The organism is Rhodospirillales bacterium (assembly GCA_016710335.1).
Classification (GTDB): domain Bacteria; phylum Pseudomonadota; class Alphaproteobacteria; order Rhodospirillales; family Defluviicoccaceae; genus JADJXQ01.
In genome coordinates, this window is record JADJXQ010000026.1 from 37,290 (window position 1) to 63,457 (window position 26,168).

Sequence of the window (26,168 nt, forward strand, 5' to 3'; positions counted from 1 at the left end):
CCCCCTCGCCAACGGGAATGGCTACAGCCCAATGTGCTACCGTTTTCAGCCAGATGGAGAGGCTATCCGGGCAATATCGATGTAGTGGTCGGGGAGCGGCGGGGTGGATTGCCGCAATAGGCCTGCATCATCTGCTTGGCTGTAAAAACAATATTGACGACACGAAAGGGAGGATGACGGGCTTTGGCCTGATCCGCCCCGCGTCTACAACCGGGGCGCTGCGCTTGCGGCAGGGCGCCTGGCCCCGCTGGTGTGTCCTGCTCACCGTGCCGCCGGGGCGAGGGCTCGGGCGATCTGGTATGTGCGCAATGCTGAGCGGAAGTCCGCCGAGGCTTGATCCCAGTCGCGGTAGAACGTCTCGAACTCGCGGTTGAACCTCTGGCTGTGATCATCGAGGACCGCGAGTTTCTTCGCCATGTCGCCTTGCAGTTCCTTCAGCTTGTCCAACACCACCTGCATGTAGCCGGAAGGCGTTGTCTTCAACCGGTCGCTCTCCAACATCCTCAAATAAACTCGGAGCTGGCTTTCCTGCAGCGGCGTGAAGCTCTGCCGCCAAACGGTGAACACCTTACCGTCGACGTAGTCGCGGATCTTGGTATTGAGCATGGGATCTTTCGGGTCGAGCCCCGCGAGAAACTCGTGGAATGCCTTCGTCTCCAATCCGACCGGGAGGCGCACGCCCGAGGGAAAGAACTTCAGCAGTGCCGATAGCGGACCGTGCCCCTCCCGATAGGTGTCCGGGAAGGTCTCGAAGATCACCATGGCGTCGCGCAGTTGCGTGTGCCGATCGACCAGCATCTCCATCCACGCCTTGCCCTCGGCGTAGATGGCGCGGGCGCGGGCCTCGGCGAGAAAAGCCTGCATGGTCTCCCGGAAGAAGGCCGGGTGGTTCTCGATATGCCCTTCCTCAAAGATCCGGAGCGCGGACACGGAGAGGTCGGTGCCGTTGTCCATCGCAAGCTGCAGGTTCGACCGGCCGGAGTCGGCGAGCAGGCGCGCGTCGCCGAACGATGCGCCGCCGGCTGGATGGAACTTGCCGCTGGCCGTCTGCATGGCCGTGATGGCGTCTTCCGCCGCCTTGTCGAAGCGCTTCCGCGCATAGAAAATGTTCACGTCGTCGAGTGTCATTGGCAGGAACGCCGCGACCTGCGGCCTGTCCCGGATCAGATACTTGTAAAGATCGTTCTGCCGCCCGCCAGCGGCGGCGAGCGCCTTGTTTTCCGGCATGAAGCTGCCTGACTGCTTCAGGCGCTCGCCCTTCTCGAGTCCCGGCAACCAGAGAACGCCATCAAGGCCGAGGCTACCAACGATTTCGTTTGCGGTGCCCTCGGCAACGGCGACACCATCCGCTTTGCGGACCAGCCCGATGTAGCGGCGCGTGGTGCGGACGCGGAACGGTTTGTCGTACTTCGCCGGATTCGACGACCACTCGCCCCTGAAGCCGCCGGCGTAGTAGGTCGGCGCGTACTCGACCGCGATGCCGAACTGATTCTTTTTCGGGCGGGGACGGCCGGGGCCGTAGATGGCGTTCATCGATTTTTCGAAAAGGGCGAACCCGCAACAGTCGTTCACCGTCGCCGTCATCTTGCAGGCGAGGTAAGGCTTGCCGTCTTCGTGCTCCGTGTACCCCGGACCCTGCGGGCACGGTTGCGCGTTCAAGCCGGGTTTGATGTCCGGATAGGCGTCCAACTCCAACGCCAGCGGGGTCAACTCGCGCCAGATCTCCCGGCGGAACGCCGCAACGACATCCTGTTTCGCCTTCAGGACGTCGCCATCGTCGGCATTGGGATCGAACGAGTCGTAGGAGCCGCTGAGCGTGAACGCGCGCAAGGCGCCGAAGTTGCCCTCGATCGCCTTCGTCAGCTTGGCGTTCTCGGCGTCCATCGCATCGAAAAGCGCCTCGCCGTCGCCGCGCAGGCGGCTTTGCGCCATGGTGATCACGTCGGCGCTCGGCATCCTCACGCTCGGCGCGCCGTGGGGCGCCACCGATACATCGCCGCGGCCGTCGAGAAACAGGTACACGTTGGTCAAGGCGCCGACGGCCGGAAAAAAGCCGCCGACGCTGTTGAGAGCGCCCAAAAGCGCAGCGCCGAGCACATCGTCTCCGCCCGGCGGCGGCGGCGTGGCGCGGACGATGTTGCCCTTCTTCAGCTTCTCACCGACATCCGTCAGCGCCACACCGTAGCCCAGCCGCAACGAGTGGCTGTAATCCTGGGCGGTGCCGGCGTACTGCTCGACGATGTGCTGCTTGCTCGCCCAATCGTCGAGGGTCGCCAAGGCCCAGCGTTCGGCGACCGTGGGATTGCTGTTGCTGGTCTTGTAATTGTGCACCGTGTTGAGGTTGAGCTTCTCGGGGTTCTGGCGCGGATCAAAGCCCAACCGGCGAACAAGTCCGCCCACGTCCTGACTGAACCCGAAGCGGTACCCGTTGTCGGCGCCGGTTTCCGGCGTCTCGTACTTGCCGAGGATGGTGAGAAGGACGTTGTCCGCCGAAAATGCAGGGGCTGACGCCGCCGTGCCGAGCGCCGCGGCCATGCCGAGCGCCACCGCCAAGAAACGCATCGAGGTGCCTCCCGCGTCCTGGCCGAAGTTATCCGGCCGCCATTGCCAGAGCGGACCCCTGGTCCGGAACGAGGAATTCCGCACCTCGGAGTTCCAGTAAAGAAAAAGCTACACTCCTTCGCCGCAGCGGCCAACCCGCAATGGGCCCCCGTCAGATCGCGTTGTCCTTCGCGAGCGCCGCGATGTCGTCGGCGCTCAGCCCCAGTTCAGCCAGGATCGCGCGGGTGTGTTGCCCAAGCTCCGGGACCGGACCCATGAGGGGCGCGAAGGCGCCGCTGCCGCCGGGTGGCAGCAGGGCGGGGAGGGGACCCGCGGCGCTGTCGATCTCGACCCAGCGGTGACGGGCGCGAAGCTGGCGGTGGGACCAGACGTCGTGCATGTCGTTCATGCGGGCGCTGGCAATGCCCGCCGCATCGAGCCGCGCCACCACTTCGTCACCGCTCAGGCAGGCGAACGCCGACAGGATAATGCCACGGAGCGCCGCCGCGTTCTCGGCGCGCGCCGCGTTGGTCCGGAAGCGGGGATCGGCGAAGAGCGCCGGATCCTCCAGCACCTTGTCGCAGAAGTTCCGCCATTCGCGGTCGTTCTGCAGTCCCAGCATCACCACCTTGCCGTCGCCCGCCGCGAACGGACCATAGGGCGCGATCGTCGCGTGGCTGCCGCCGGTGCGCGCCGGCGGCGGCGCATCGTCCGAGGCATAATAGAGTGGAAAGCCCATCCATTCGACCATGCACTCCAGCATCGACACGTCGATGCTGGCGCCTTCGCCGGTCTTCCCGCGGCTGATCAGCGCGGCAAGAATGGCCGAATAGGCGTACATGCCGGAGGCGATGTCGGCGATGGAAATTCCGGCCTTGGAGGGCGTGTCCGGCGTGCCGGTGACCGTGAGGAACCCGGCCTCGGACTGGATCATCAGATCGTAGGCCTTGCGGTCCCGGTCCGGCCCGTCTTCGCCGTAACCGGAAATGTTGCAGACGATCAGGCGCGGATTGTCCGCCTTAAGGTCATCGTGGGTGAGGCCGAGGCGGGCGGCGGCGCCGGGCGCCAGGTTCTGCACCAGCACGTCTGCCTTGCCGATCAGCCGTCGCAGAATTGCGCCCGCCTTCGGGTGCTTGACGTCCAGCGTCAAGCTTTCCTTGGACCGGTTGCTCCAGACGAAGTAGGAGGAGAGGCCCTTGACCCGCGTATCGTAGTGCCGCGCGAAATCCCCAACCCCCGGACGCTCGATCTTGATGACGCGCGCGCCGAGATCGGCGAGATGGCGGGTGGCGTACGGGGCCGAAAGCGCGTGTTCCAGCGCCACGACCGTGATGCCGTCGAGCGGTCTCATGAAAGCACCTCAGAACGAACGGGGCAGGCCGAGCACGTGCTCGGCGACATACGCCAGGATCAAGTTGGTCGAGATCGGCGCCACCTGATAGAGGCGGGTCTCGCGGAACTTGCGCTCCACGTCGTATTCGTTGGCGAAGCCAAAGCCGCCGTGGAACTGGAGGCAGGCGTTGGCGGCTTCCCAGCTCGCCTTGGCCGCAAGGTACTTCGCCATGTTGGCCTGGGCGCCGCAAGGCTGGTGGGCGTCGAACAGGCGGCAGGCCTCCCACCGCATCAGGTTGGCGGCCTCGACCTCGATGTGCGCCTCTGCGATGGGAAACTGCACGCCCTGGTTCTTGCCGATCGGGCGGCCGAACACCTGCCGTTCCTTGGCGTAGGCCGTCACCTTGTCGATGAACCAGTAGCCGTCGCCGATGCATTCGGCGGCGATGAGCGTGCGCTCGGCGTTCAGCCCGTCCAGGATGTATCTGAAGCCCTTGCCCTCTTCGCCGATCAGGTTGTCCTCGGGGATCTCGAGATTGTCGAAGAAAAGCTCGTTGGTCTCGTGGTTGACCATGTTGGCGATCGGCTTGACGCTCATGCCGTTGCCGACGGCCCGATGCAGATCGACCAGGAAGATCGACATGCCCTCGGATTTCTTTCGGACCTGATCCAAGGGCGTGGTGCGGGCGAGGAGGATCATCAGGTCGGAGTGCTGGACGCGGCTGATCCACACCTTCTGCCCGTTGACGACGTAGCGGTCGCCGGTCTTGATGGCCTTGGTGCGGATCCGGGTGGTGTCGGTGCCGGTCGTCGGCTCGGTCACGCCCATCGACTGCAGGCGCAATTCGCCGCTGGCGATCTTCGGCAGATACGCTTGTTTCTGCGCCTCCGAACCATGCCGCAGCAGCGTCCCCATGTTGTACATCTGGCCGTGGCAGGCCCCGGAGTTGCCGCCGGAGCGGTTGATCTCCTCCATGATCACCGACGCCTCGGCGAGCCCCAGCCCCGATCCGCCGTACTGCTCCGGGATCAGCGCCGCGAGCCATCCGGCCTCGGTCAGCGCATCGACGAACGCCTCCGGATAGGCGCGATCCTCATCGACCTTCCGGTGGTATTCCGGCGGGAAGGTGGCGCACAACGCGCGAATCGCCTCGCGTAGGTCTTGATATGTCTCGGTCATGGCTGTCCTCGGACAAGCGGTGCTGTCGGGCGGGGCACAGGATGCCCGCTCCCGCCCGTCTTGAAAACCGGCTTCAATGAAGCGCGCATCCCAGTTCTTGATCTTTCATCCCGGGACGATCCGCCGCCGCGCGACCCGCCTGATTGGCCCGGCAGAGGCGCCGACGACCTCCAAGCCGACGAGCGTGCATCGCCTAGTGCACAGACCCATTCGGTCGAATGGGTCATAGTGTGCACGAGAATCAAGAGTTGCGTGCAGCAATGGTGCATTCTTTGGATGCACCGCTGCACTAGCTTTGCGAGAGGCGATAGGTTACACTACGCTCATGATCAGGAGCTTCCGCCACAAGGGGCTCGAGTTGCTCTACGAGAAGGGCGACAGGCGGAGAGTGTCGGCGGAACAGGTCGACAAGCTCGAGCGCATCTTGGCGCGGCTCGATCAGGCCGCAGAGCCGCGCGGAATGGACTTGCCCGGCTACCGTCTGCACCCCTTGAAGGGAGACATGGCGGGCTTCTGGTCCGTAACGGTCAACGGCAACTGGCGCGTTGTCTTCCGTTTCTCCGACGGGCACGCAAGCGACCTTGATCTGATCGATTACCATTAGGAGGACCGAACATGGCAATGAAGAACCTGCCGCACCCCGGCCTCGCGGTCAGGCACGACTGCATCGGGCCACTGGGGCTGACGGTTGCGGAAGCGGCGAAGCGCCTTGGTGTGAGTCGCAAGCAGCTCTCCGATCTGGTGAACGGACACGCGGGCATCTCCCCCGAAATGGCGATCCGGCTCGACAAGGCTTTCGGAGGCGGCGCGGAAACCTGGTACCGCCTACAGGCCGCTTACGACATGTCCCGCGCGATGGAGCACGCCGACGAAATCAAGGTCGAGCGGCTCACCGCGGCTTAACTCTGCAAGATCCGGTCGACGGCGAAGACAGGTCATGCGGCTTGGCGATGATCCTTGCACCCGGGGTCGGGACACCCCATATCTACTTCAGCTAGTTTCTGACGGTTCTGTTTCCGGTTGATGCTTCGCTCTGTGCGTTGCCTGTTCATTCCCTGAAAAGACGTTGAAGCTATCTCGCGCCCGGGCGTGTCGCCCGGCGCGTCATTCATTTATGTGAGGCAACAGACATGAGCACTGGAACAGTAAAGTGGTTCAATCCGACCAAAGGCTTTGGTTTCATCCAGCCGGACAACGGCGGCAACGACGCATTCGTGCACATCTCCGCCGTCGAGCGGGCCGGACTGCGTAGCCTGAACGAAGGTCAGCGGGTCAAATACGAGATCGTCGCCGGCCGCGATGGCAAGAGTTCGGCGGAAAACCTGACGCTCGCCGACTGATTTCGATCAAGAGCGGTGAACACGAGCCCCCGGGGAGACTCGGGGGCTTTTTGTTGGTGCGCCCGGCATGGGCCACAATCATAACCGCCCGGCATGGAGCCCGGCGGCATCGGCCATGGCGGGGGTTCTACGGCGCGTTCTCTTCCAAAGGCCGGCGCTTGAAGTCCTCGGGCGCGGCGATGCCGGCCTCGACGATCTCCAGCCGCACCGTTCATGGCTCTGTAGCTGGAACCACTATACGTGTGGCGGGTTGATCCGGTCATGGAAAAGCAAGCGGATGAGGCGATACCGGAGGTCCCCGGAGAACCCGGTGCACCTCTCCTGCACCGGGATGTGGTGATCATCGGCGCTGGGTTCGCGGGCCTCGCATGCGCGAAGAAGCTGGGCGGGAGCGCGGTCTCGGTACTCGTGGTCGACCGCCATAACTATCATCTGTTCCAGCCGCTGCTCTATCAGGTCGCCACGGCGGCACTTTCGCCGGCCGACATAACTGAGCCGATCCGCAAGATCCTGAGCCCCTACGCGAATGTAGATGTCGCCATGGACGTCCCGGTGCAGGTGGACACCGGTGCTCGCGTCGTGCGGTTCGCCAACGTGCCCGCGGTTCACTATCGCTGCCTCGTGCTCGCGACCGGGTCGGAGTACAACTACTTTGGGCGGGACGAATGGAAGGCTGTTGCGCCTGGCCTCAAGACAATCGATGACGCGCGTGAGATCCGGAGCAGGCTCCTGCGCAACTTCGAGGACGCGGAAACTTGCACCGACCCGGTACGCCAGCGGATGCTCATGACCACCGCGGTGATAGGAGGCGGCCCCACCGGTGTGGAGATGGCCGGCTCCATCGCCGAACTCGCGCGCTGGACGCTTGCGCGGGACTTCAGGCACATCGATCCGACGCAGGCGCGCACGCTGCTTGTCGAGGGTGGGCCGCGGCTGCTTTCCGCGTTCCCGGAGGAGCTTTCGCATTATGCCCGGTCTCAGCTCGAGAGGCTGGGAGTAACGGTCCTCCTAGGCCGCAACGTCGAGAATGTGACCGCCAGCGGCATCACGGTGTGCGGAGAAGACATCCCGGCCGCCCTCACCGTGTGGGGGGCCGGGATCCGCGCCACGCCGATTGCTGAGTTGATCGGCGTGGCGGCGGACAGGGTCGGCCGCATCAGAGTAGCAGCCAACCTCGCGGTCGACGAGCTGGCGGATGTTTACGCGCTCGGCGACATTGCGCTGCTGGAGCAGGACGGTAGCCCACTGCCGGCGCTGGCCCAGGTCGCTAAGCAGCAGGGGGAGCACCTCGGCGCGAACCTCGAGCGTGCGCTCATCGATGGCGTCCCTGTCCCCGAGTTCAGGTTCGATAACCGGGGCAACACCGCGGTGATCGGACGCAACGCCGCTGTTTTCGACTTTGGCAAGCGCCGCATGAAAGGCCGCTTGGCCTGGTTTCTATGGGCGCTCATCCACGTCTACTTGCTCGTCGGCTTCCAGAAGCGGTTGCTGGTGACCATGCAATGGGTGTGGCGATATTTCACCTACCAGCGCGGTGCCCGGATCATTCGGTGATCGCCGCCAGCCATGGCCGCTTCAGCATCGGCGCACGCTTTACAGCAGGCCCGGTTTGCCAATCTGGCGGCGCTCCAGCTCGGTGGCGAGGAGAGCGGCGTGATCGCGCTCCTCGGCCGCCAATTCGCGATAGATCTGGCGGGACGGGTTGTTCCCGGACATCCGCCGGCTTTCGTCCGCGAAGAAGCGGGCGGCGCGTTCCTCGCAGGCAATGGCGATGCGGAGAAGGGCGAGAGGATCGCCCGGCTGGCGCTCGATGCCGCCGTAAATGGCCGCTCGCGCCAGTGCGCTGCGGGCGCGTTTTCGTCCGCCGCTGCGGGTGGCGCCGAGATATGGTAGCGGCGCGACAAGGTGGCGAGGTGCTCGCCTTCCATTTCGGCCAATCCGGCGAACAGCGCCCGCAGATCTGGCTCGGCCTCCGCTTCTTGCGCCCCCTGATAGAATGCCTGACCGCCCAACTCGATCTCGAACGCGATACGAATCGCCTCCAAATCATCCTGGTCGTCGTGGTTGCGGTGGTCATGCGTCTCGAGCACGCCGTCGCAGTGCGGGCAGCGGCCATAAGGGAAAGCGAAGCCTTCGCTGACCTTGGCGCAGTCCCTGCACCGCCACGCGAGAGTGTCGGTGCCGCAGCAGATGTACATTTCGGGGCCTTCGATGGGCTCCCGGCATTTCGGACACAACACGCCCTTGACTCCTTCTACAAGACGTCCGCCGCCCCTTCGGGCGTTACGGCAGGCACCGGCGACGGCGGCACGAACGCTTCCACGGAACTCGCCGTCACCGGCCAGCGCCGTTTCGGGTCGCCGAGGTAAGCGGCGATGGCACGAGCCGCATTGCGTCCGGCGCCCATGGCGAGGATGACGGTGGCGCCGCCGCTGACGATATCGCCGCCGGCAAACACGCCGGGAATGTTGGTCGCCTGGGTGTCCGCGTCGGCCACGATGTTGCCCCAGCGGTTGAGCGCGAGATCGGGCATCGACTGGGCGATGATGGGGTTGGCCTGGGTGCCGAGGGCATAGATCACCGTGTCGCAGCCCAGGTCGACGGTCTCGCCGGTCGGCATCGGGCGGCGGCGGCCGCGCTCGTCGGGCTCGCCCATCTGCATCTTCTGCACCTTCATGCCGCGGACATCGCCGTCGTCGTCGGTGTGGATCTCCAGCGGCGAATGCAGGAAGAAGAACTCGACGCCCTCCTCCTTGGCGTGGCGCAACTCCTCGATGCGGGCCGGGGCCTCGGTTTCGGTGCGGCGGTAGACACAGCGGACGGTGCCGACACCGAGGCGCTTGGCGACGCGCAGGCAATCCATGGCGGTGTTGCCGGCCCCGATGACCACCACGCTGTCGCCGATGCCGATGGGTGTGTCGAGATAGGGAAACCTGTCGCCGCCCATGAGATTCACGCGGGTCAGGAACTCGTTCGCCGAGTAGACCTGCCCAGCGTATTCGCCGGGGATGCCGAGGAACGACGGCGCGCCGGCGCCGGCGCCGATGAACACGGCGTCGAAGCCCTTGCCGTTGAGGAGCTGCGGGATGGTGAAGGTCTTGCCGACCACCTTGTTGGTCTCGAACCGGACACCCATCGCTGCAAGCCGCGCCACTTCGCGGTCGATGATGTCCCGCGGCAGGCGGAACGACGGGATACCGTACTTCAGGACACCGCCGACCACGTGCAGCGCCTCGAACACCGTGACGTCGGCGCCGGCGCGGGTCAGGTCGGCGGCGGCGGCGAGCCCGGCGGGGCCGGAGCCGACGATGGCCACCGAGCCCAGCGGCGCGGCAAAGCTGGGGCGCGGGGCTGCCGGTACACGGCCGTGATCGCCGACGAAACGCTCCAGGCGGCCGATGGCGACAGAGTCCATCTTGCGGGCGATGACGCACTGGCTTTCGCACTGGGTCTCCTGCGGGCAGACCCGGCCGCAGATGGATGGGAACAGGTTGCTTTCGTTGATGACGCCGAGTGCGCCGTCGATGTCGCGGACGAGCAGGTGGCGGATGAAGCGCGGGATGTCGATGGAGACGGGGCAGCCGGAGATGCAGGTCGGCTTCTTGCACTGGATGCAGCGCTCCGCTTCCTCCAACGCGTCGGCGAGCGCGTAGCCCAGGTTGACTTCCTTGAAATTGGCGGCGCGTTCGACCGGATCGCGCTCGGGCATGGCGACCCGCGTCTTGCGCAACTCGGTCAGCTTCTTGTAGCTGCGCTTTTCGTCCTTGAAGAGGGTCTTCTCCAGGTTGCAGACGTGAGCGTAGGCGTCTTCGGCGGTCCGCTCGTGGCTCTTGAACCGCTTCTGGCGAGCGATCAGCTCCCGGAAATCCACCGCGTGCCCGTCGAAGTCGGGGCCGTCGACGCAGGCGAAGCGGACCTCGCCCCCAACCGTCACCCGGCATGAGCCGCACATGCCGGTGCCGTCGACCATGATCGCATTCAACGACACCATGGTCTTTGCGCCGAACGGGCGGGTGGTCTCCACGCACGCGTTCATCATCGGCAGCGGCCCGATGGCGACCACCAGATCCGGCGGATCGCTCTCCAGAACGGTGCGCAGCGCGTCCGTTACCAGGCCCGGCCGGCCGAAGCTGCCGTCGTCGGTACAGACGATCAACTCATCGGAATGCTCGTGGAACCGGTTCGCCCAGAACATCAGGCTCTCGTTGCGGAAGCCGATAATGCCGGTGGTCCGGTTGCCGGCCGCCTTGAACGCGCGAAGCTGCGGGTAGACCGGCGCGACGCCGAGGCCGCCTCCGACCAGCACCACATGGCCGACCGGCTCGATGTGCTGCGGCAGGCCGAGCGGGCCGACGAAGTCCTCCACCGTGTCGCCGGCGCGGTAGCGGTCGCGCATCTCGAGCGTCGTCTTGCCGAGCGCCTGGATCACCAGGGTCACGGTTCCCTTGTCGCGATCGAAGTCGGCGACGGTGAGCGGGATCCGCTCGCTCCCTTCGTGCAGGCGAACCATGACGAAATGCCCCGGCTCGGCCGCTAGCGCTACGTCGGGCGCCGCGATCTCCCACAGGAACGTGGTGTCGGAAAACGCCTCGCGGCGGGTGATCGTGTACATGAACCCAGTCTCCCTGAAACCCGATGGTGCCGCCGGGCCGTCCGGCGCTCAGGCGCCTGATGGCTCCGCGCCGTGTTGCCCCGTGCCCCGCACCGCGGTCAGTGGAATCATCGTCTGCCGGACGGCCTTCGCCGATGCGCCGGCGCGGTGGAAAACGGCGAACACCTTCTCGGTCCGGGCGTCGGAGGCAACGAAATCGCGGTAGGCGCGCGCCAGATAGGCGGCCATCGTCTCTTGGAGCGCTGTTTCGTCCATCGCCTCGAGATCGGAACTGGACAGTCGGTCGTGCAGCCGTTGCAGGATGTGCAGCCTGTTGACGTCCACCACCCGCTGGTCATAGGCAATTCCGAAGTGGTCGAGGAAGTCTTCAGCGGTCTCCAGGGACTTGAGCGTGCCGAGCAGCGTGGTCATGGCGCATCCTGTGTTGCAAGACATGTGTCCTCGTAGATGGATCTGAGCACCGCGGGCGCCGGCGCCTGCTTGGTGCTGACGGCGTGTGCGCGGATGCGCTCCAGCACGATCCCGGCCTGACCGTTCCCCAGCGAGAGGCCGAGACCGCCGAAGACATGACTGACGGAGGCGGTGCCGGAATGCTTGCCGAGCTGGATTTCGTGATTGCGCCCGAGGCCTTCCGGATCCAGGGCCTGATAGGTGTGGCGGTCGCGCAGCAGTCCGTGGACGTGGATACCGGCCTCGTGGGTGAAGACGGACGATCCGACGATGCTCTTGTTGGGTGGCACCGGCCGGCCCGAGGCTTCGGCGACCAGGTCCGAAATGGCGTGCAGACGCCGGCGGTCGATGCCGGTGTCGAGGCCGTAGAGCTGGGCGAGGGCGACGACGGCCTCTTCCAGCGGCGCATTGCCGGCCCGCTCGCCGAGACCGTTGACGGTGGTGTTGATGTGGCTGGCGCGGGCCCGGACCGCGGCCAGGGAGTTGGCGGTGGCCAGCCCCAGATCGTCATGGGCATGCATTTCCAGTTCGATGTCGGAGCGCTGCCGCAGAGCGGAGATGGCCTGGAATGTCGAGAACGGGTCAAGAACCCCAAGGGTGTCGGCGAAACGGAAGCGGTGGGCGCCGGCCTCTTCGAGATGCTCGATCAACCGAAAGAGATGCTCCGGATCGGCGCGCGACGCGTCCTCGCCGCCGACCGCGACCGTGAGGCCAAGGTCCCGCGCGAGCCGGACGATATGTACGGTGTGGGCAATGGCCCAATCCCGATCGCGCCCGAACTTGGCGTGCAGCATGATATCGGAAACCGGCAACGACACGTTGACCGAAGTCAGGCCGCAGGCGACGGCTGCATCAAGATCCTCGGCCGACATGCGGCACCAGCCAAAGAGCCGGCAGCGCAAGCCCGCATCGACGACGGCGCGGATGCACTCCCGTTCCTGCTCTCCCATGCCAGGGATGCCGACCTCCAGCTCCGCCACTCCGGCGGCGTCCAGCGCCGTCGCGATCGATACCTTTTCGGCCGCCGTGAAGGCGACGCCGGCGGTCTGTTCACCGTCACGCAGCGTCGTGTCGTTGATCACCGGGGTGGGATGGCGTTCAGAGGTCATGGTCGTGCGATCCGTTACGCGTAGGCCGGCGTGAAGCCTGCCGGGGCTGCACCGCGTTCCGACCAGAACGGCGACATCTCGCGCAGGAGTTGGACGATCGGCGGCAGGACCTCCAGCACGCTGTCGATCTCCGCTTCGGTCGTGTCGCGGGACAGGGAGAAGCGGATGGAACCATGGGCAGCGGTGAACGGCACGTCCATGGCCCGCATCACGTGCGACGGCTCCAGCGATCCGGACGTGCACGCCGATCCAGAGGAGGCGGCGATGCCGGCCCGGTTCAGATGCAGCAGGATCGCTTCGCCCTCGATGAACGAGAAGGCGATGTTCGAGGTGTTGGGCAGGCGGTTGTCGCGGTCGCCGGTGACGAAGCAGTCGCCGATCCGGTCGACGATGCCTTTTTCCAGCTTGTCGCGGAGGGCGCGAACCCGGCCGTTCTCATCGGCCATATGGTCGAGCGCCAGTTCGCACGCCCTGCCCAGGCCGACGATGCCGGTGGTGTTCTCGGTGCCGGCGCGGCGTCCGCGCTCCTGGTGCCCGCCGCGCAATAGCGGGCGGAAGCGGGTGCCGCGGCGGACGTACAAGGCGCCGGTTCCCTTCGGGGCGTGCAACTTGTGGCCGGAGAGCGACACCATGTCGATGTCGGTATTCTTGACGTTCATCGGCACCTTGCCGACCGCCTGCACCGCGTCCGAATGGAACATTATCCCGAAGACCTTGGCGAGGCGGGCAAGCCGCTCGACCGGGAAGATGGTCCCCGTCTCGTTGTTGGCCCACATGATCGAGGCGATCGCCACACGCGGCGACAGGACGGCGGCGAAGGCGTCGATGTCGAGCCTGCCCTTGCTGTCGACCGGAATGACGTGGAGGCGGTATCCCTCCCGCTCCTCCAGGTGGCGGCAGAGCGAGAGGACCGCCGGGTGCTCAACGGCGCTGGTGACGATCTCGCGGCGATCCGGCTGTGTCTGAAGCGCGCTGATGATCGCTGCGTTGTCCGACTCGGTGCCGCATGAGGTGAACACGATCTCATGGTCGAATTCGGCGCCGAGCAGGGCCTGGAGGTGCGACCTGGCTTCGCCGATGTGACGGCTGACGCCGTCGCCGAAGGAATGCATCGAAGACGGATTGCCGAAGCGCTCGGTGAAGAACGGCAACATGGCCTCGACGACCAGCGGGTCGACGCGGGTGGTGGCGTTGTTGTCGAGATAGATTCCGTTCATGGCAGTATCCGTTGCTCTGGGCCGTGCAGGTTGGCCGAAGCTTCGTATGGGCGGCGGGAGCGGTCGGTTTCGGTTCAGGCGTACAGGGCGGCTGCGGTATCCGGTACGACCCGAACCGCCCGTCCGAAGCTCGGCACGAGACGCTCTCGCAGGCCGTGCAAGGTGGCCGATGCCATCTCGCAGTTGGCGCACGTGCCGGACAGTTTCACCGTCACCAGATCGCCGGCCACGTCCACCAGCTTGACGTCGCCGCCGTCGCGCAGGAACGTCGGCCTCACCTCATCGATGGCTTTCTGAACCCGGAGGATGCGCTCGACGCTCGTCATTCCCGCCGTGCCGGAAGGCGCGGGCGACGGTACAGCGAACCGCGGCGCCGGAGGCGCTTTCCGGAAGGCGGTGTCCGCGGCGAGACTGCCGTCGGCGACCATGGCGGCGTTCATGGACAGCAGCACGTCCTCAAGCTTCTCATGGCAGGTGGCGCAGCTTCCGCCGGCCTTGGTGTAGGCGGTGACCTTGGTCATCGTGGTCAGGCCGTTGCCGCGGATCGCCCGTTCGAGCATGCCCTGCTCGACGCCGAAGCACTTGCAGATCAACGGGCCGTCGTCGTGAGCGTCCGCCTCGGCGGTTTCACCGCGATAGTTGGCGATCGCGGCGCGCAAAGCCTCCGCGCCCATGACCGAGCAATGCATCTTCTCCATCGGCAGGCCGTCGAGATAATCGGCGATGTCCTGGTTCGAGACCGCCAGCGCCTCGTCGGGCGTCTTACCGGTGATGAGTTCGGTCAACGCGGACGACGACGCGATAGCCGAGCCGCAACCGAATGTCTCGAACGTTGCCCGGTCGATTCGCCCGGTGGCTTCGTTGACACGCACCATCAGCCGAAGCGCGTCGCCGCAGGCGATCGACCCCACTTCGCCGACGCCGTTGGCGTCGTCCAGGACGCCGACGTTGCGCGGATTGAAAAAGTGATCTTTGAGCTTCTCGGAATAGTCCCACATGGTTCGCCCGCCCTCAGTTCGAGAAGGACTTGCCGCAACTGCAGAGGTCCTTCGCATTGGGGTTGTCGAACACGAAGCCAGAGGCTTCGACGCTTTCGACGAAGTCGACGCGCATTCCTTCGACGGAGCTTTGGCTGTTCGGATCGACGTAGACCTTGAGATCGCCGAACGCGTACACCCGGTCGCCGTCGCAAGCGGTGCGCTCCAGGCTGAGACCGTATTGCAGCCCTGAGCATCCGCCGCTGTTGACCATGATGCGGAGCCCATTGGCATCGGTTTCCGCACCCTCGATCAGGCGCCGGAGCGTCTCCTGGGCTCTGTTGGTCAGTTCCACCATGTCTCGCTGTCCTTCAGCCGTCTTTGCCTTTGGCAAATGCTCAGCAAGCCGTATGCCAAGCGCCTTACGCATTGTTAAGTCGAGAGAAGGGACGGAGCAGGGGCGACAATCCTCAACGCGGGCGTCCGGTTTGTCGGGTGTCCGACACGTCGAACTGCAACACCGACAACGGCTCGCCGGCCTCCGCGCCAAAGCAGATGCCGACGTCCGTACAGGCATCGCAGGTGGGCGCCTTGCAAATGGCGACGCCCTCCCGTTCGCAGAGCTGGCGGTAGAAGAATTTCTTCCACTTCATGTCGAGGCGGTTCAGCAGCCTGAGACGGTGGAAGTGACGGTCCATCAGAGTGTTCAAAGCATCCCGGTCGAACAGGCCGAGATCCTGCCAGAGATGATTGGGATAGAGGGAACGGCGGGCGAGGATGCAGGCCAGCCAGTCTTCCTCGACGCGCCCGCAGGCGCGGTGGTCGAGCAGCAGCCGCCGAAGGTCCGGCTCTTAGATCTCGTCGTCGCCGGCGGAATCGCCCCGGGTCCGGGCCGGCAGGTACCGCCAGCAGCCGGGGAAATAGGCGTTGAGCATGTGGGCAAGCGCCAGCGGCGCGAGGCCCAGCGCCTCCGTCAACGGCCGCCGCGCGTCGGAGAGCCCGATCGCGATGGCGCAGGAAAACACCATGCGGTCGAACGGGTCGCCGCGGCCGGCGTGCCATAACCGCTCGACGAGCGGGGCCATGGAACCGTCCCCCTGCGGATCGCGCCCGGTTCAGGCCGCGAGAGCCTCAGCGGCCGAAATCAAGGTGATCGACTTGGATCCGCAAACCTGGACGCAGGCCTCGCAGCCGATGCAACGGCCTTTTGCGGCAATCGTCATGACCATGCGTTCGGCTTCGTCGTCGTCAGCCGGAACCAGGTCGTCGTCCTCCGTCATACCCATCATGGCGAGGACGCCATGCGTACAAACCTTGTAGCACCGGCCGCAACCGATGCAGGTTTCCTCATTGATCGCTTCGATGAACTTGGGGTCCCACGGTGTGCCGTCGCGCCTCGTCGGTGCCGAGATCGGCATGATCGTTCTCCTCAGATTGCATTGGACGAATGCTGCGCCCGGTTGCTTATGCCGCATCCCGCGCGACGGCTGGGTAGCGCTCGATCCCTTGAATGGCTTCCGCCACCAGCGCCTCGCCCGCGTCGGCCAACGCTTCCAGCGACTCGAACCCGAAGCGATGGACGTCGCGAAGCGTGCGGCTCAGCACGACGAGCCTCCCGACGCTCATCATGACCCGGCCGAAGCCCTCCCCCGAGATGCGGATCAGCGGCATCGCGTCGAGACCGGTGTTCCGGGTGACTGCGTAGGCAACGGCGATATAGAACACCTCGATCCGCCACAGCACCTTGGGGTCGGGATCGCCGACGATCGGTATCGCACGCCGCTGTTCCCTGGTGATCACGAAGCCTTGCAGAACGTCGTCATCGGGTTTTTTTGCCCAAGCGCCGTAAGTGTCGTGCGCTCGCATGAGCTTGACCAGGGACTCCCGGTAGAGCGGATCCGGAGTCACCCGGTCGGCGGCCGCGCCTGCAGATGCCATCACGCGCGCTCCTCGACGCCGTCGTCAATGAAATCGAGCTGTTTCGCGGACTTGACGCCCATCGCCTTCCGCAGCCACGGCGGCGGAGAGGTTTTGAGCATCGCCTGGACCCGCGCCAGGATGGCCTCGATCGGCTCCGCCTGCGGCAGCTTGATCGGATGGATGCGGTGGTTCACCACCTTGGCCGCCGCCGGCCCGCCGATGGCGAGAACGAACAGGAGCGCGCAACCCGCGATGGCTTCGACGCGCGGAGTGATCCGGTCTTCGTCCGGTTCGGCGTGCCGGCCGTCCTCCTTGCTGGTGTCATCGAAGCGGGCGACCTCGACGAGCTGGGACTCGTCTTCGGTCACGCTGTAGACCACCATGTTGCGGGCGCCGGCGAAGTGCGCATCCATGGTTTTCATGTCGTTGGTGGCGAAAGCTACTCGCATGGGTCCTCCTTCCGCTGCTGCGCGCGGGTCACCCGCGGGGTCAACGAGGCGCAATCTAGGCATCGACGGCGGCTGCGCGGACGTGCGCCTCCCGGCCCCGACGCAGGTAGGGTGCGGGTTCGCTTCGGTTTTCGATGAGCAGGTTACCGAGGTCGAACAGCAACTCGCGGCTGCCGCGGTAGCCGACGCCGATCCGGTGTCCGGCGCCGAGCCTGTCGAACACCGGGAACCCCATCCGGTACAGCGGCGCGCCGATGGATGCGGCAACCGCTTCGGCGTGGGCGTTGGCAATGACGAGGTCGCAACCGCCCGGTGTAACCATCCTCTCGAGGTCCTCGAGGTCGCCCACCTGGAGCGCCTGGCATGGCGCCTTGGCCACGGCGGCCGTTTTCATGGTGGTGATCGCGGCCGTCACGTGCGCCCCCATTTCTTCCAGAAACCGGGTCACCGCGAGCAGGAGATCGGGCTCCAGGGCGACTGCGGCGGTTCGGTCGGTGAAATAGAAGTGCGCATCGAGCATTGCATCGATCAGCCGGCTGCGATCCCGTCGCAGCGCAGCCGGTGCAGGCCGGCCACTGAGATCGATCAGGGTCTCGACGAAACTGTCGAACGCCTCCAGCCCGAGCAGGCGGTCGAAGACCTGGAACGGCACGCCGGCGCGGCGTTCCAGCGCCTCTGCCGATCCCCGCATGTGCTCCCCGATCGCGAGTGTCATCTGCGACGCGCCCATGCAGGCAATTCTGTCGACCGAAACGCCGCCAAGGGATGTGGGCACGTATTCGTCCGGAACGTGACCGTCCAGGGAGCCCGACAGGTCCGGCAAGACGATCGCCGTCAACCCGAAGCTCTCGATGATGTCGCGAACGGCCTCCACATCCGCCGGGGTCATGTAGCTCGCCGGAAGCAAATTCACCTGGCGCAGTACCCGAGACGGCCCCTTTTCTTCGACCAGGGTGTCGATGATCGCCTGTACTGCGCTGGCCCAGCCGATTTCCAGGCTGCCGGCGAAGTCAGGGGTTGCGGCGTAGACCACGGAGAGGTCGCGCCACTCCGGGTGGCGGGGCATGATGCAGCGGAGATCGCCGCGCACGTCCTCGTCGCGGGTCTCGGTCAGCGCCGTCGAGCACAACCCGATCAATCGCGGCTTGGCGCGGTCATAGATGTTGCCGATCGCCTGCTCGATATTCTCGGCGCCGCCGAGGATGGCGCTGAGTTCGCTTACCGCGGTCGTCTGCAGCGGGATCGCCTCGCGGAAATGGCGAACCAGCATCACCAGCGCGAACGCCGTGCACCCCTGGCTGCCGTGGAGCAGCGGCAGGCTGCGGTCGACCCCGAGGAAAGCGAGAGCGCCCCCAAGCGCGGGGCTGGTTTTCAAAGGGTTTACGACGCAGGCCTTGAATCCGTTCTCGTTGCTTCCGGTTTGGGCGATGCTCATCGACGGGCTCCGGCGGTGTCCCATGGCGCCGGCCGACGGACCTGACGCCAAACAGGGTGATGAAGGGTCGCATCGATCTGACGCACCAGCGCCACCATGCCTTCGTAGCCGGCGTATGCGTGGTGGCGTTCCTGGTTGATGTCGAGCCAGGGGGTCTTGGTCTTGAGGGCGACGAACTGGGTGCGGCCGCCGGACATGAGGATGTCGGCTTCGCCGCCGGCCAGCATGCGATAGAGTTCGCCGCCGGGGATCTGGCCGAAACGGGCGGCATCCTCACCCATCAGCTCATCGATCCGGCGCTTGTCGCCATCTGTGGATTTGCGCACGGACGTCCCGATCACCGTCATGCCGATATCCTGCAAAGCGGAGACCACGGACCAGGATTTGACGCCGCCGGTGTAGAGCAGCACCCGCTTGCCCCGAAGGCGCTCGCGATAGGGGTCGATGCGCTTCCAGGCGATCGCTTCCTCGAGGGCGATGAGCGCTTCCGTGCGGGTGATCAGATCGGCGGGCGCGCCGCGGGCAACCAGCAGCCGTGCTATTTCGCGGAGTGTCGTGGATGTTTCGGAGATGCCGTAGAAAGATCCTTCGAAATACGGGATGTCGTAGCGCTCTTCCATGGCGCGGGCGAACGAGACCATCGCCTGGGCGCAGACGACCATGTTGACCCGGGCGCGGTGGGCGCTGGCGATCTCGTCATACCGGGCATCGCCGGTGATCGAGGCGAGGACGCGAATGCCGAGGCGATCGAGCAGGGGCAGGATCTGCCACAACTCGCCGGCGACATTGTAATCGCCGATGATGTTGATGTCGGTCGGCGTGGTCCGCTTCGGCTCGCGGGTGCCCACCACGCGGTCGAGCAGCACCTGGCCGGCGAGCTTGTTGCCGAGGTTTTTCGAGCCGACGAAGCCGGGGGCGTTGACCGGGATCACCGGCAGTCCCAGGCGTTCTTCCGCCGCCGCGCAAACCGCATCGACGTCATCGCCGATCAGGGCGGGCACGCACGTGACGTAGACGAAGATCGCCGCCGGCCGGTAGGTGTTCGCAACTTGACGGATCGCCCGGTAGAGCCGCTTCTCGCCGCCGTGAATGACGTCCAGTTCCGACAGGTCCGTGGTGAACCCTGTGCGGTAGATCTGCGGGCCGCTCGAGAGTGCGTGGCGGCTATCCCAGCTGTTCCCTTCGCAGGCGATGGGACCGTGGACGATGTGGGCGGCGTCGGTAATCGGCTGGAGCGCCACCTTGGCGCCGTCGAAGGCGCAGCCGCCGGCGGCTGCCCCGGGAGTGAGCGACTTGGAAGTGCAGCCGCGCTTGCGATCGGTTTCGCTCTTCGCCCGGTTTACGTCGCAACCCGGTTCGTCGAATGCCGTGGCGATACGCTGCTTCAGCATGCCGTCCTCGCTGAAGGACGGGGGCGGCAGTGGGCGCCGCCCCCAGGTTTTAGAAAGTCAGGGTCAACGGGTCAGATCGAAGCTGATGTCGGTGACGCCGGCCTCGTTGGTATCCGCGTCGAGACGATCGAGGATGGTATCGAGAATGCGCACCAGCACGTGAAGCCCGCCCTGGTAACCCCAGGTCGGAAAGCGGTGGTGGTGGTGGCGGTCGAAGATCGGGAAGGTCAGGCGGATCAGCGGCGTGCCGGTGTCCCGCTCCAGATACTTCCCATAGCTGCTGCCGATCAGGAAATCGACCGGCGCGGTGTTGAGCAAGGACCGCATGTGCCAGAGATCGCAAGCCGGCCAGACCTCGCAATCCTTGCCGTACGGCGACGACTCCAGCATTGCCTTCATCTGCTTCGCCCAGGGCTTGGTGCCGTTGGTGGCGAGGGCATGCCGCGGCTCCGCCCCCATCTCCATCAGGAAGCGGCACATGCCGTAGACGAAGTCCGGATCGCCGAACACCGCGAACGTCTTGCCGTGAGCGATGGACATGGAGTCGGTCAACGCGTCCACCAGCCGGCCCCGTTCCCGCAGCAGGGAGTCAGGGATCGGCTTGCCGGCGATCCGGGAGATGGCCATGAGCAATTCGTCGGTCGCCTCGACGCCGATCGGATAATGCAGGCTGGCAACCTCGTGGCCCTTTTCCTTCGCATACGCCAACGTCTTCTTGGTGCAGAACTCCTGCAGCGACAGGGTCGCCTTGGCGTTCAGCGCCGCCTTGGTCTCGTCGATGGTGGTGCCGCCGTCGTACATGCGGAACGTGCCGTCGCTCGGTGTGTCGAACACGTCGGACGGATCGCAGAGGATCGTGTGCGCCACATCCATCACGTCGAGAAGGCGTGCGAGTTCGCGGTTGTTGCCGACGCAGTAGCCGTCGAAGCCGGGGATGATGTTGATGGCGGCGCCGGGGGTCCGCTCGTCACTCTCCCAGAAGTTCCGGAGGATCCCGAGCAGCATGTTGTCGTACCCGTTGACGTGGCTGCCCTGGAACGCCGGCGTGTGTGCGAACGGAACGTTGAAGTCCGCCGGCACCGAGCCTTTTTCCTTGGCGGTGCCGATGAAGGCGTGCAGGTCGTCGCCGATCACTTCCGCCATGCAGGTTGTGGAGACGGCGATCATCTTCGGCTCGTAGAGGGCGAAAGCGTTGGCGAGGCCCTCGATCATATTGTTGAGGCCGCCAAATACCGCCGCGTCCTCGGTCATCGACGAGGATACGGCGGACGTCGGCTCCTTGAAGTGCCGCGACAGATGAGAGCGGTAGTACGCCACACAGCCCTGGGAGCCGTGCACGAAGGACAGGGTGCCCTCGAAGCCGCTGGAGCAGAACACTGCGCCGAGCGGCTGGCACGCCTTGGCCGGGTTGATGACCAGCGCCTTCCGGTCGAAGTTCTTCTCGCGGTAGTCGTCGCTCTTGGTCCAGGCGCTGATCGCTTCGACGGTTTCGGGCGGGTGCGGGCACTCGAAGTTGGCGCGCTTATCCCGCAGCATTTCCTTGTATTCGGGCTCGCGGAACAAGCCCACGTGGTCCTTGATCGCTTCGGTGCTCTGCGGCATCACTGTTCTCCTGGTACGGCGTGGCGGAGGAGCGGGGGAGGCTTTACGCCACCGCCCAAGGGGCCTTGAACTTGCTCCACACCGGATTGTTGATGGCCATGTCCATGTCCCGGGCGAATACCGCGAAACCGTCGTAGGCGTGGTAGGGGCCCGAGTAGTCCCAGGAATGGACCTGACGGAAAGGCACGCCCATCTTCTGGATCGGGTACTTCTCCTTGATGCCCGAACCGACGAGATCCGGGCGGATGCGCTCGATGAGTTTCTCCATCTCGTAGGCGGTGACGTCGTCGAAGATCAGGGTGCCGTCCTTCACGTGGCTCATCGTCCGCTGGTAGTCGTCCTTGTGGGCGAACTCGTAGCCGGCGCCGACGACCTCCATGCCCAGGTCCTCGTAGGCGCCGACCATGTGGCGGGGACGCAGGCCGCCGACGTAGAGCATCACCTTCTTGCCCTCGAGACGCGGCCGGTACTTGGCGATGATCTCGTCGGCGAGCGGCCGGTACTTGGCGATGGCCTTCTCGACGTTCGCCTTGATGGTGTCGTCGAAGTGTTCGGCGATCGCCCGCAGCGACTGCTCGATCCGCGACGGGCCAAAGAAATTGAACTCGAACCACGGCGTTCCGTACTTCTCCTCCATGTGGCGGGAGATGTAGTTCATGGAGCGGTAGCAGTGGATCAGGTTGAGCTTGGCCTTCGGCGCCCGCTCCAGTTCGGCCAGGCTGGTGTCGCCGGTCCACTGGGCGATGACCCGCAATCCCACTTCCTCGAGCAGCTTGCGCGACGCCCAGCAGTCGCCGCCGATGTTGTAGTCGCCGATGACGACCACGTCGTAGGGGCCGGGCTCGAAGCCGGGGCTTCCTTCCGCCCGGTCCGACGGCTTCTCGCGGTCGAAGATCCAGTCGCGGATGGTGTCGTTGGCGATGTGATGGCCGAGGGACTGGGAGACGCCGCGGAAGCCTTCGCAGCGCACCGGCACGACGGGCTTGCCGAGTTCCTTGCCCTTCTCCCTGGCGACCGCTTCGATGTCGTCGCCGATCAGGCCGACCGGGCATTCCGACTGGACGGTGATGCCCTTGGCGAGCGGGAACAACGTCTCGATCTCGTCGATCAACTGACGCAGTTTCTTGTCGCCGCCGAAGACGATGTCACGCTCCTGGAAGTCGGAGGTGACCTGCATCGTCCCGAAGGTGTCGACGCCGGTCTCGCCGACGTAGTAGTTGCGACGCTGCGACCACGAGTACTGGCCGCAACCGACCGGGCCGTGGGAGATGTGGACCAGATCCTTGACCGGACCCCACACCACGCCCTTGGAACCGGCATAGGCGCAGCCGCGCACCGTCATGACGCCCGGCATCGACTTGATGTTGGACTTGACGCCGCAGTCGGAATCGCCCTCGCTGACGACGTTGAGGTGCTTGCTGCGGCGTTTGCGCATCTTCTCCGGGTACGACGCCAGCACGTCTTCGATGACCTGCTCGTGGAACTCCCGGTCGTTGGTGTAGTCGAGGCTCATGTTCTCCTCCTGGATGCGGGGCGGCGGCGGGACTTAAGCGTCGGCCAGCGCCTTCTGCGCCGCTTCCTTGGCCTCCAGCTCGGCGATCATCTCCTCGTCCGACTTGAGGATGCCGAACTCCATCAGCATGTCCTCGAGTTCGTCCATGGTGATCGGCGTCGGGATCACGCCCTTGCCCTTGTTCTCATGGATGTTCTTGGCCAGCTTCCGGTATTCGTCGGCCTGCTCGGACTCCGGCGCGTACTCGATCACCGTCATGCGGCGGAGTTCGGCATGCTGGACGATATTGTGGCGGGGGACGAAATGGATGAGCCTGGTGCCGAGCTTGCCGGCCATGGCTTCCGCCAGTTCCAGCTCCAGGTCGGTCTGACGCGAGTTGCAGATCAGGCCGCCGAGGCGGACGCCGCCGGTGTTCGCGTACTTGAGGATGCCGCGGGAGATGTTGTTGGCGGCGTAGAGCGCCATCATCTCGCCGGACATGACGATGTAGATTTCCTGCGCCTTGTTCTCGCGGATCGGCATGGCGAAGCCGCCGCACACCACGTCGCCGAGGACGTCGTAGACGATGTAGTCCTGGCCTTCGTACGCGCCGTTCTCCTCCAGGAAGTTGATGGAGGTGATGACGCCGCGGCCGGCGCAGCCGACGCCCGGCTCAGGGCCGCCCGACTCGACGCACGAGACGCCGTGGTAACCGGTGCGCAGCACGTCTTCCAGTTCAAGGTCCTCGACCGAGCCGGCTTCCGCCGCCAGGTGGAGGACGGTCTGCTGCGCCTTGGCGTGCAGGATCAGGCGGGTCGAGTCCGCCTTGGGGTCGCAGCCGATGATCAACACCTTCTGGCCCATCTCTGCAAGCGCCGCGATCGTGTTCTGTGACGTCGTCGACTTGCCGATGCCTCCTTTGCCGTAGAAGGCGATCTGTCGAAGATCACTCATGGCGATGGTCTCCCTCTTGCGTGTCCGTTTTGAGCTTTCCATGCTCTCGGCGCCCTATCCGCAATGACCGTGCCAACAGCGGCGATCTCTGCCGGTCGTATCATGAGGGTAACGAAATCAATCGTTTGCTGCCGGGCGATGGCCTGCGTCGGGCGACCTGGCGCGGTGTTGGGATCGCGACATTCTCCGACACAATGTTGCAAGCCCCACAGGCGGGGCGCATGCGCAGCCGCCGAAACGGCGGTTTGCCGTGGATGTCCGCTTGGAACGGAGCTTGCTTGCATAGTGGGACATGACTGCGGTCCCGACCCTCGTACGCGCCGGCAAAACCGAGCCCGACATCGTTTCCCGCAAAGGGCACAGCACCAATCTGGTCGGCGTGCCCACTGGCCTGCTCGCCAGCGACGCCTTCAACCGGGCGCGGCTGCCGCTGCGCATCGCCGGCGCGCGCGAATCCAACAGCGGCCTGTTCAAAATGCTGGACCGCGTCGGATCCGCCGGCGATGCGGCGGAAACCTTCGCGGCCTACATGGAAGTGGTGTTCGGGCTTCACCCGGAGCAGCGCGGGCTGGAATTGCGGGACGGGGCGCGGCGGGGCGGTGACAGCCGCCGACGGTATCGCTCCAGCTACATCAGGCTCATCCGCGGTTGGGCGCACGACAGCAACGGCCCCGAGGGCGCGGTGTTGAAGGGGTGGGCGGAAAGCCGTTTCGGCTTGTTCCCGACCTATCACAAGGCCCCGCTCCGGCGCTTCTCGTCGCCGGCCTGGATGCGCTACGTCGAGGAAAAGATGTGCAGCCGCTTTCACGGCAATGCCATTTTCGGCCAACTCGATCTGGTTTACGAATTCGCCCAGTGGTCGCTGGCGCGGTTTCAGCCGGAAGCCCGGTGCCGGCGGCTCTATCGCGGCGTCAACGACTTCGACGAGCATCCCATCGTCGACTTCGACGAGCATCCCATCGTCGAGCGGCTCGACCCGCGGACGGTGATCGTCACCCTGAACAACCTGGTGTCGTTCTCCGGCGAGCGGGACATCGCGGGCTGCTTCGGATCCTACATCCTGGAAGCGGACGTGCCGTTCAGCAAAATCGTCTTCTTCAACGGCTTGCTGTCTGCGGCGCCGCTGGCGGGCGAGAGCGAGTATCTGGCGATCGGCGGCGATTACCGCGTCCGCGCCAGCTATTATTGACGGCGGGAGGCGCGCGATCATTCCCCCGGCAGAACTCAGCGACCGCGCCCTGGGCGCTTTCCTGGGTTTTGCCGTCGGCGATGCGTTGGGCGCCACCGTCGAGTTCATGACCGCCGGCGAAATCGCGGCCCGCTACGGCAAGCACTGCCGCTTGACCGGCGGCGGCTGGCTCAACCTCGACCCGGGCCAGGTGACCGACGACACCGAGATGACGCTCTGCGTCGGCCGCGCCATCATCGACAGCGGCGGCTGGGACTCCGCAGCGGTCTGCGAAGGCTTCGCCCAGTGGCTCCGCGGCGTACCCGCCGATGTCGGCAACACCTGCCGCCGGGGCATCCGCCGCTACATCGTCAGCGGCGCCACCGCATCCCCTCCCAACGAGGGCGACGCCGGCAACGGCGCCTGCATGCGCAACCTGCCCGTCGCCCTGGCCACCCTCGATGACCCGGAGGCGTTCCGCGACTGGACCATCGCCCAGTGCCACATCACCCATAACCACCTTCTGTCGGACGCGGCCACCCTGGCGATGGGGCGCATGGTGCAGCGGCTGGTCAAGGGCGGCGGCATCACCGACTGCCGTGAGGAAGCGCAGGCCCTCGTCCGCGCCCACCCGGCGTTCCGTTTCGACCGTTACAACGGCGTCTGCTCGGCCTACATCGTCGATACCGTCCGCACCGTCCTGCACTTTTATTTCCTGACGGATTCGGTGCGCGCCTGCATCATCGAGACCGTCAACGTCGGCGGCGACGCCGACACCGCCGGCGCTCTGGCCGGCATGCTCGCCGGCGCCACATATGGCGCGGCGTCGATCCCCCGCTCCTGGCTCAAGACCCTGGACAAGTCGGTCGTCAGGGAAATCGAGCGGCAGGTTCCGGCGCTGCTAAGCATGGCCGAGGCGCGAAAAGGAGACTGAACCGCCAAGCTCCTGGTGGGTGGAACAAACGGCCTCTGCCCTGCGCGGGAGATGCGCATATATGG

General features: G+C 65.4%; 22 protein-coding genes and 2 pseudogenes. 6 read left to right on the plus strand and 18 right to left on the minus strand.

Annotated elements, in window-relative coordinates; all coding sequences use genetic code 11:
- Window positions 1-261: 261 nt before the first annotated feature.
- The 3 genes from IPM60_17825 to IPM60_17835 all read right to left on the minus strand — a co-directional run bounded on the left by IPM60_17825 (window position 262) and on the right by IPM60_17835 (window position 5,053).
- Window positions 262-2,562 (minus strand): hypothetical protein, encoded by a 2,301-nt coding sequence (locus IPM60_17825; protein MBK8909648.1) that lies wholly within the window; start codon window positions 2,560-2,562, stop codon window positions 262-264.
- 151 nt (window positions 2,563-2,713) lie between these two features.
- Window positions 2,714-3,892 (minus strand): CoA transferase, encoded by a 1,179-nt coding sequence (locus tag IPM60_17830; protein ID MBK8909649.1) that lies wholly within the window; start codon window positions 3,890-3,892, stop codon window positions 2,714-2,716.
- A gap of 9 nt (window positions 3,893-3,901) precedes the next feature.
- Window positions 3,902-5,053 (minus strand): acyl-CoA/acyl-ACP dehydrogenase, encoded by a 1,152-nt coding sequence (locus IPM60_17835; GenBank protein ID MBK8909650.1) that lies wholly within the window; start codon window positions 5,051-5,053, stop codon window positions 3,902-3,904.
- A gap of 325 nt (window positions 5,054-5,378) precedes the next feature.
- Between IPM60_17835 and IPM60_17840 the strand changes: the two genes are divergently transcribed.
- The 4 genes from IPM60_17840 (at window position 5,379) to IPM60_17855 (ending at window position 7,947) form a co-directional block, all read left to right on the plus strand.
- On the plus strand, window positions 5,379-5,657 hold the full coding sequence (locus IPM60_17840) for a type II toxin-antitoxin system RelE/ParE family toxin (GenBank protein ID MBK8909651.1): 279 nt from the start codon (window positions 5,379-5,381) through the stop codon (window positions 5,655-5,657).
- A gap of 11 nt (window positions 5,658-5,668) precedes the next feature.
- Window positions 5,669-5,956 carry a HigA family addiction module antidote protein gene (locus IPM60_17845; protein ID MBK8909652.1) on the plus strand — a complete coding sequence of 96 codons (288 nt, stop codon included), beginning with the start codon at window positions 5,669-5,671 and terminating at the stop codon, window positions 5,954-5,956.
- 227 nt (window positions 5,957-6,183) lie between these two features.
- A complete protein-coding gene (locus IPM60_17850) occupies window positions 6,184-6,393 on the plus strand; it encodes a cold-shock protein (protein MBK8909653.1) in 210 nt (69 codons plus the stop codon).
- Window positions 6,394-6,654: 261 nt separating this feature from the next.
- Complete coding sequence (locus IPM60_17855) at window positions 6,655-7,947, plus strand: NAD(P)/FAD-dependent oxidoreductase (protein MBK8909654.1); 1,293 nt, start codon at window positions 6,655-6,657, stop codon at window positions 7,945-7,947.
- Between the two features lie 39 nt (window positions 7,948-7,986).
- On the opposite strand, the pseudogene gltA reads toward IPM60_17855, so the two are convergent.
- From gltA to nifH, 15 genes and pseudogenes are all read right to left on the minus strand, one after another.
- Window positions 7,987-11,005: pseudogene (gene gltA / locus IPM60_17860) on the minus strand (NADPH-dependent glutamate synthase).
- Between the two features lie 48 nt (window positions 11,006-11,053).
- Window positions 11,054-11,416: a nitrogenase-stabilizing/protective protein NifW gene (locus tag IPM60_17865; protein ID MBK8909655.1), complete on the minus strand. Its 363-nt coding sequence runs from the start codon at window positions 11,414-11,416 to the stop codon at window positions 11,054-11,056.
- Window positions 11,413-12,564, minus strand: a complete 1,152-nt coding sequence (gene nifV, locus IPM60_17870; protein ID MBK8909656.1) for a homocitrate synthase — start codon at window positions 12,562-12,564, stop codon at window positions 11,413-11,415. The genes IPM60_17865 and nifV overlap by 4 nt, the downstream gene beginning before the upstream one ends.
- A gap of 14 nt (window positions 12,565-12,578) precedes the next feature.
- The gene (gene nifS / locus IPM60_17875; GenBank protein MBK8909657.1) at window positions 12,579-13,781 is read right to left on the minus strand and encodes a cysteine desulfurase NifS; all 1,203 of its coding nucleotides are present in this window, start codon (window positions 13,779-13,781) and stop codon (window positions 12,579-12,581) included.
- A gap of 74 nt (window positions 13,782-13,855) precedes the next feature.
- Window positions 13,856-14,779, minus strand: a complete 924-nt coding sequence (nifU, locus tag IPM60_17880) for a Fe-S cluster assembly protein NifU (GenBank protein MBK8909658.1) — start codon at window positions 14,777-14,779, stop codon at window positions 13,856-13,858.
- 13 nt (window positions 14,780-14,792) lie between these two features.
- Window positions 14,793-15,116, minus strand: a complete 324-nt coding sequence (locus IPM60_17885; GenBank protein MBK8909659.1) for an iron-sulfur cluster assembly accessory protein — start codon at window positions 15,114-15,116, stop codon at window positions 14,793-14,795.
- Window positions 15,117-15,228: 112 nt separating this feature from the next.
- A pseudogene (locus IPM60_17890) lies at window positions 15,229-15,843 on the minus strand (nitrogen fixation protein NifQ).
- Between the two features lie 30 nt (window positions 15,844-15,873).
- Window positions 15,874-16,176 (minus strand): ferredoxin III, nif-specific, encoded by a 303-nt coding sequence (gene fdxB / locus IPM60_17895; protein ID MBK8909660.1) that lies wholly within the window; start codon window positions 16,174-16,176, stop codon window positions 15,874-15,876.
- 46 nt (window positions 16,177-16,222) lie between these two features.
- Window positions 16,223-16,696: a NifX-associated nitrogen fixation protein gene (locus tag IPM60_17900; protein MBK8909661.1), complete on the minus strand. Its 474-nt coding sequence runs from the start codon at window positions 16,694-16,696 to the stop codon at window positions 16,223-16,225.
- Window positions 16,696-17,127 (minus strand): nitrogen fixation protein NifX, encoded by a 432-nt coding sequence (gene nifX / locus IPM60_17905; GenBank protein MBK8909662.1) that lies wholly within the window; start codon window positions 17,125-17,127, stop codon window positions 16,696-16,698. Before nifX ends, IPM60_17900 begins: the two co-directional genes overlap by 1 nt.
- Window positions 17,128-17,182: 55 nt before the next feature.
- Window positions 17,183-18,562: a nitrogenase iron-molybdenum cofactor biosynthesis protein NifN gene (gene nifN, locus IPM60_17910; GenBank protein MBK8909663.1), complete on the minus strand. Its 1,380-nt coding sequence runs from the start codon at window positions 18,560-18,562 to the stop codon at window positions 17,183-17,185.
- Complete coding sequence (gene nifE, locus IPM60_17915) at window positions 18,559-19,953, minus strand: nitrogenase iron-molybdenum cofactor biosynthesis protein NifE (protein ID MBK8909664.1); 1,395 nt, start codon at window positions 19,951-19,953, stop codon at window positions 18,559-18,561. Before nifE ends, nifN begins: the two co-directional genes overlap by 4 nt.
- A 63-nt stretch (window positions 19,954-20,016) precedes the next feature.
- A complete protein-coding gene (gene nifK / locus IPM60_17920; GenBank protein ID MBK8909665.1) occupies window positions 20,017-21,555 on the minus strand; it encodes a nitrogenase molybdenum-iron protein subunit beta in 1,539 nt (512 codons plus the stop codon).
- 43 nt (window positions 21,556-21,598) lie between these two features.
- Window positions 21,599-23,068 (minus strand): nitrogenase molybdenum-iron protein alpha chain, encoded by a 1,470-nt coding sequence (nifD, locus tag IPM60_17925; protein MBK8909666.1) that lies wholly within the window; start codon window positions 23,066-23,068, stop codon window positions 21,599-21,601.
- Window positions 23,069-23,101: 33 nt separating this feature from the next.
- Window positions 23,102-24,001, minus strand: coding sequence for a nitrogenase iron protein (gene nifH, locus IPM60_17930; protein ID MBK8909667.1), 900 nt, complete (start codon window positions 23,999-24,001; stop codon window positions 23,102-23,104).
- A gap of 292 nt (window positions 24,002-24,293) precedes the next feature.
- On the opposite strand from nifH, the gene IPM60_17935 reads away from it, so the two are divergent.
- Entirely contained in the window at window positions 24,294-25,190 is an 897-nt protein-coding gene (locus tag IPM60_17935) for an NAD(+)--dinitrogen-reductase ADP-D-ribosyltransferase (protein ID MBK8909668.1), read from the plus strand.
- A gap of 19 nt (window positions 25,191-25,209) precedes the next feature.
- The gene (gene draG, locus IPM60_17940; protein ID MBK8909669.1) at window positions 25,210-26,103 is read left to right on the plus strand and encodes an ADP-ribosyl-[dinitrogen reductase] hydrolase; all 894 of its coding nucleotides are present in this window, start codon (window positions 25,210-25,212) and stop codon (window positions 26,101-26,103) included.
- Window positions 26,104-26,168 lie beyond the last annotated feature (65 nt).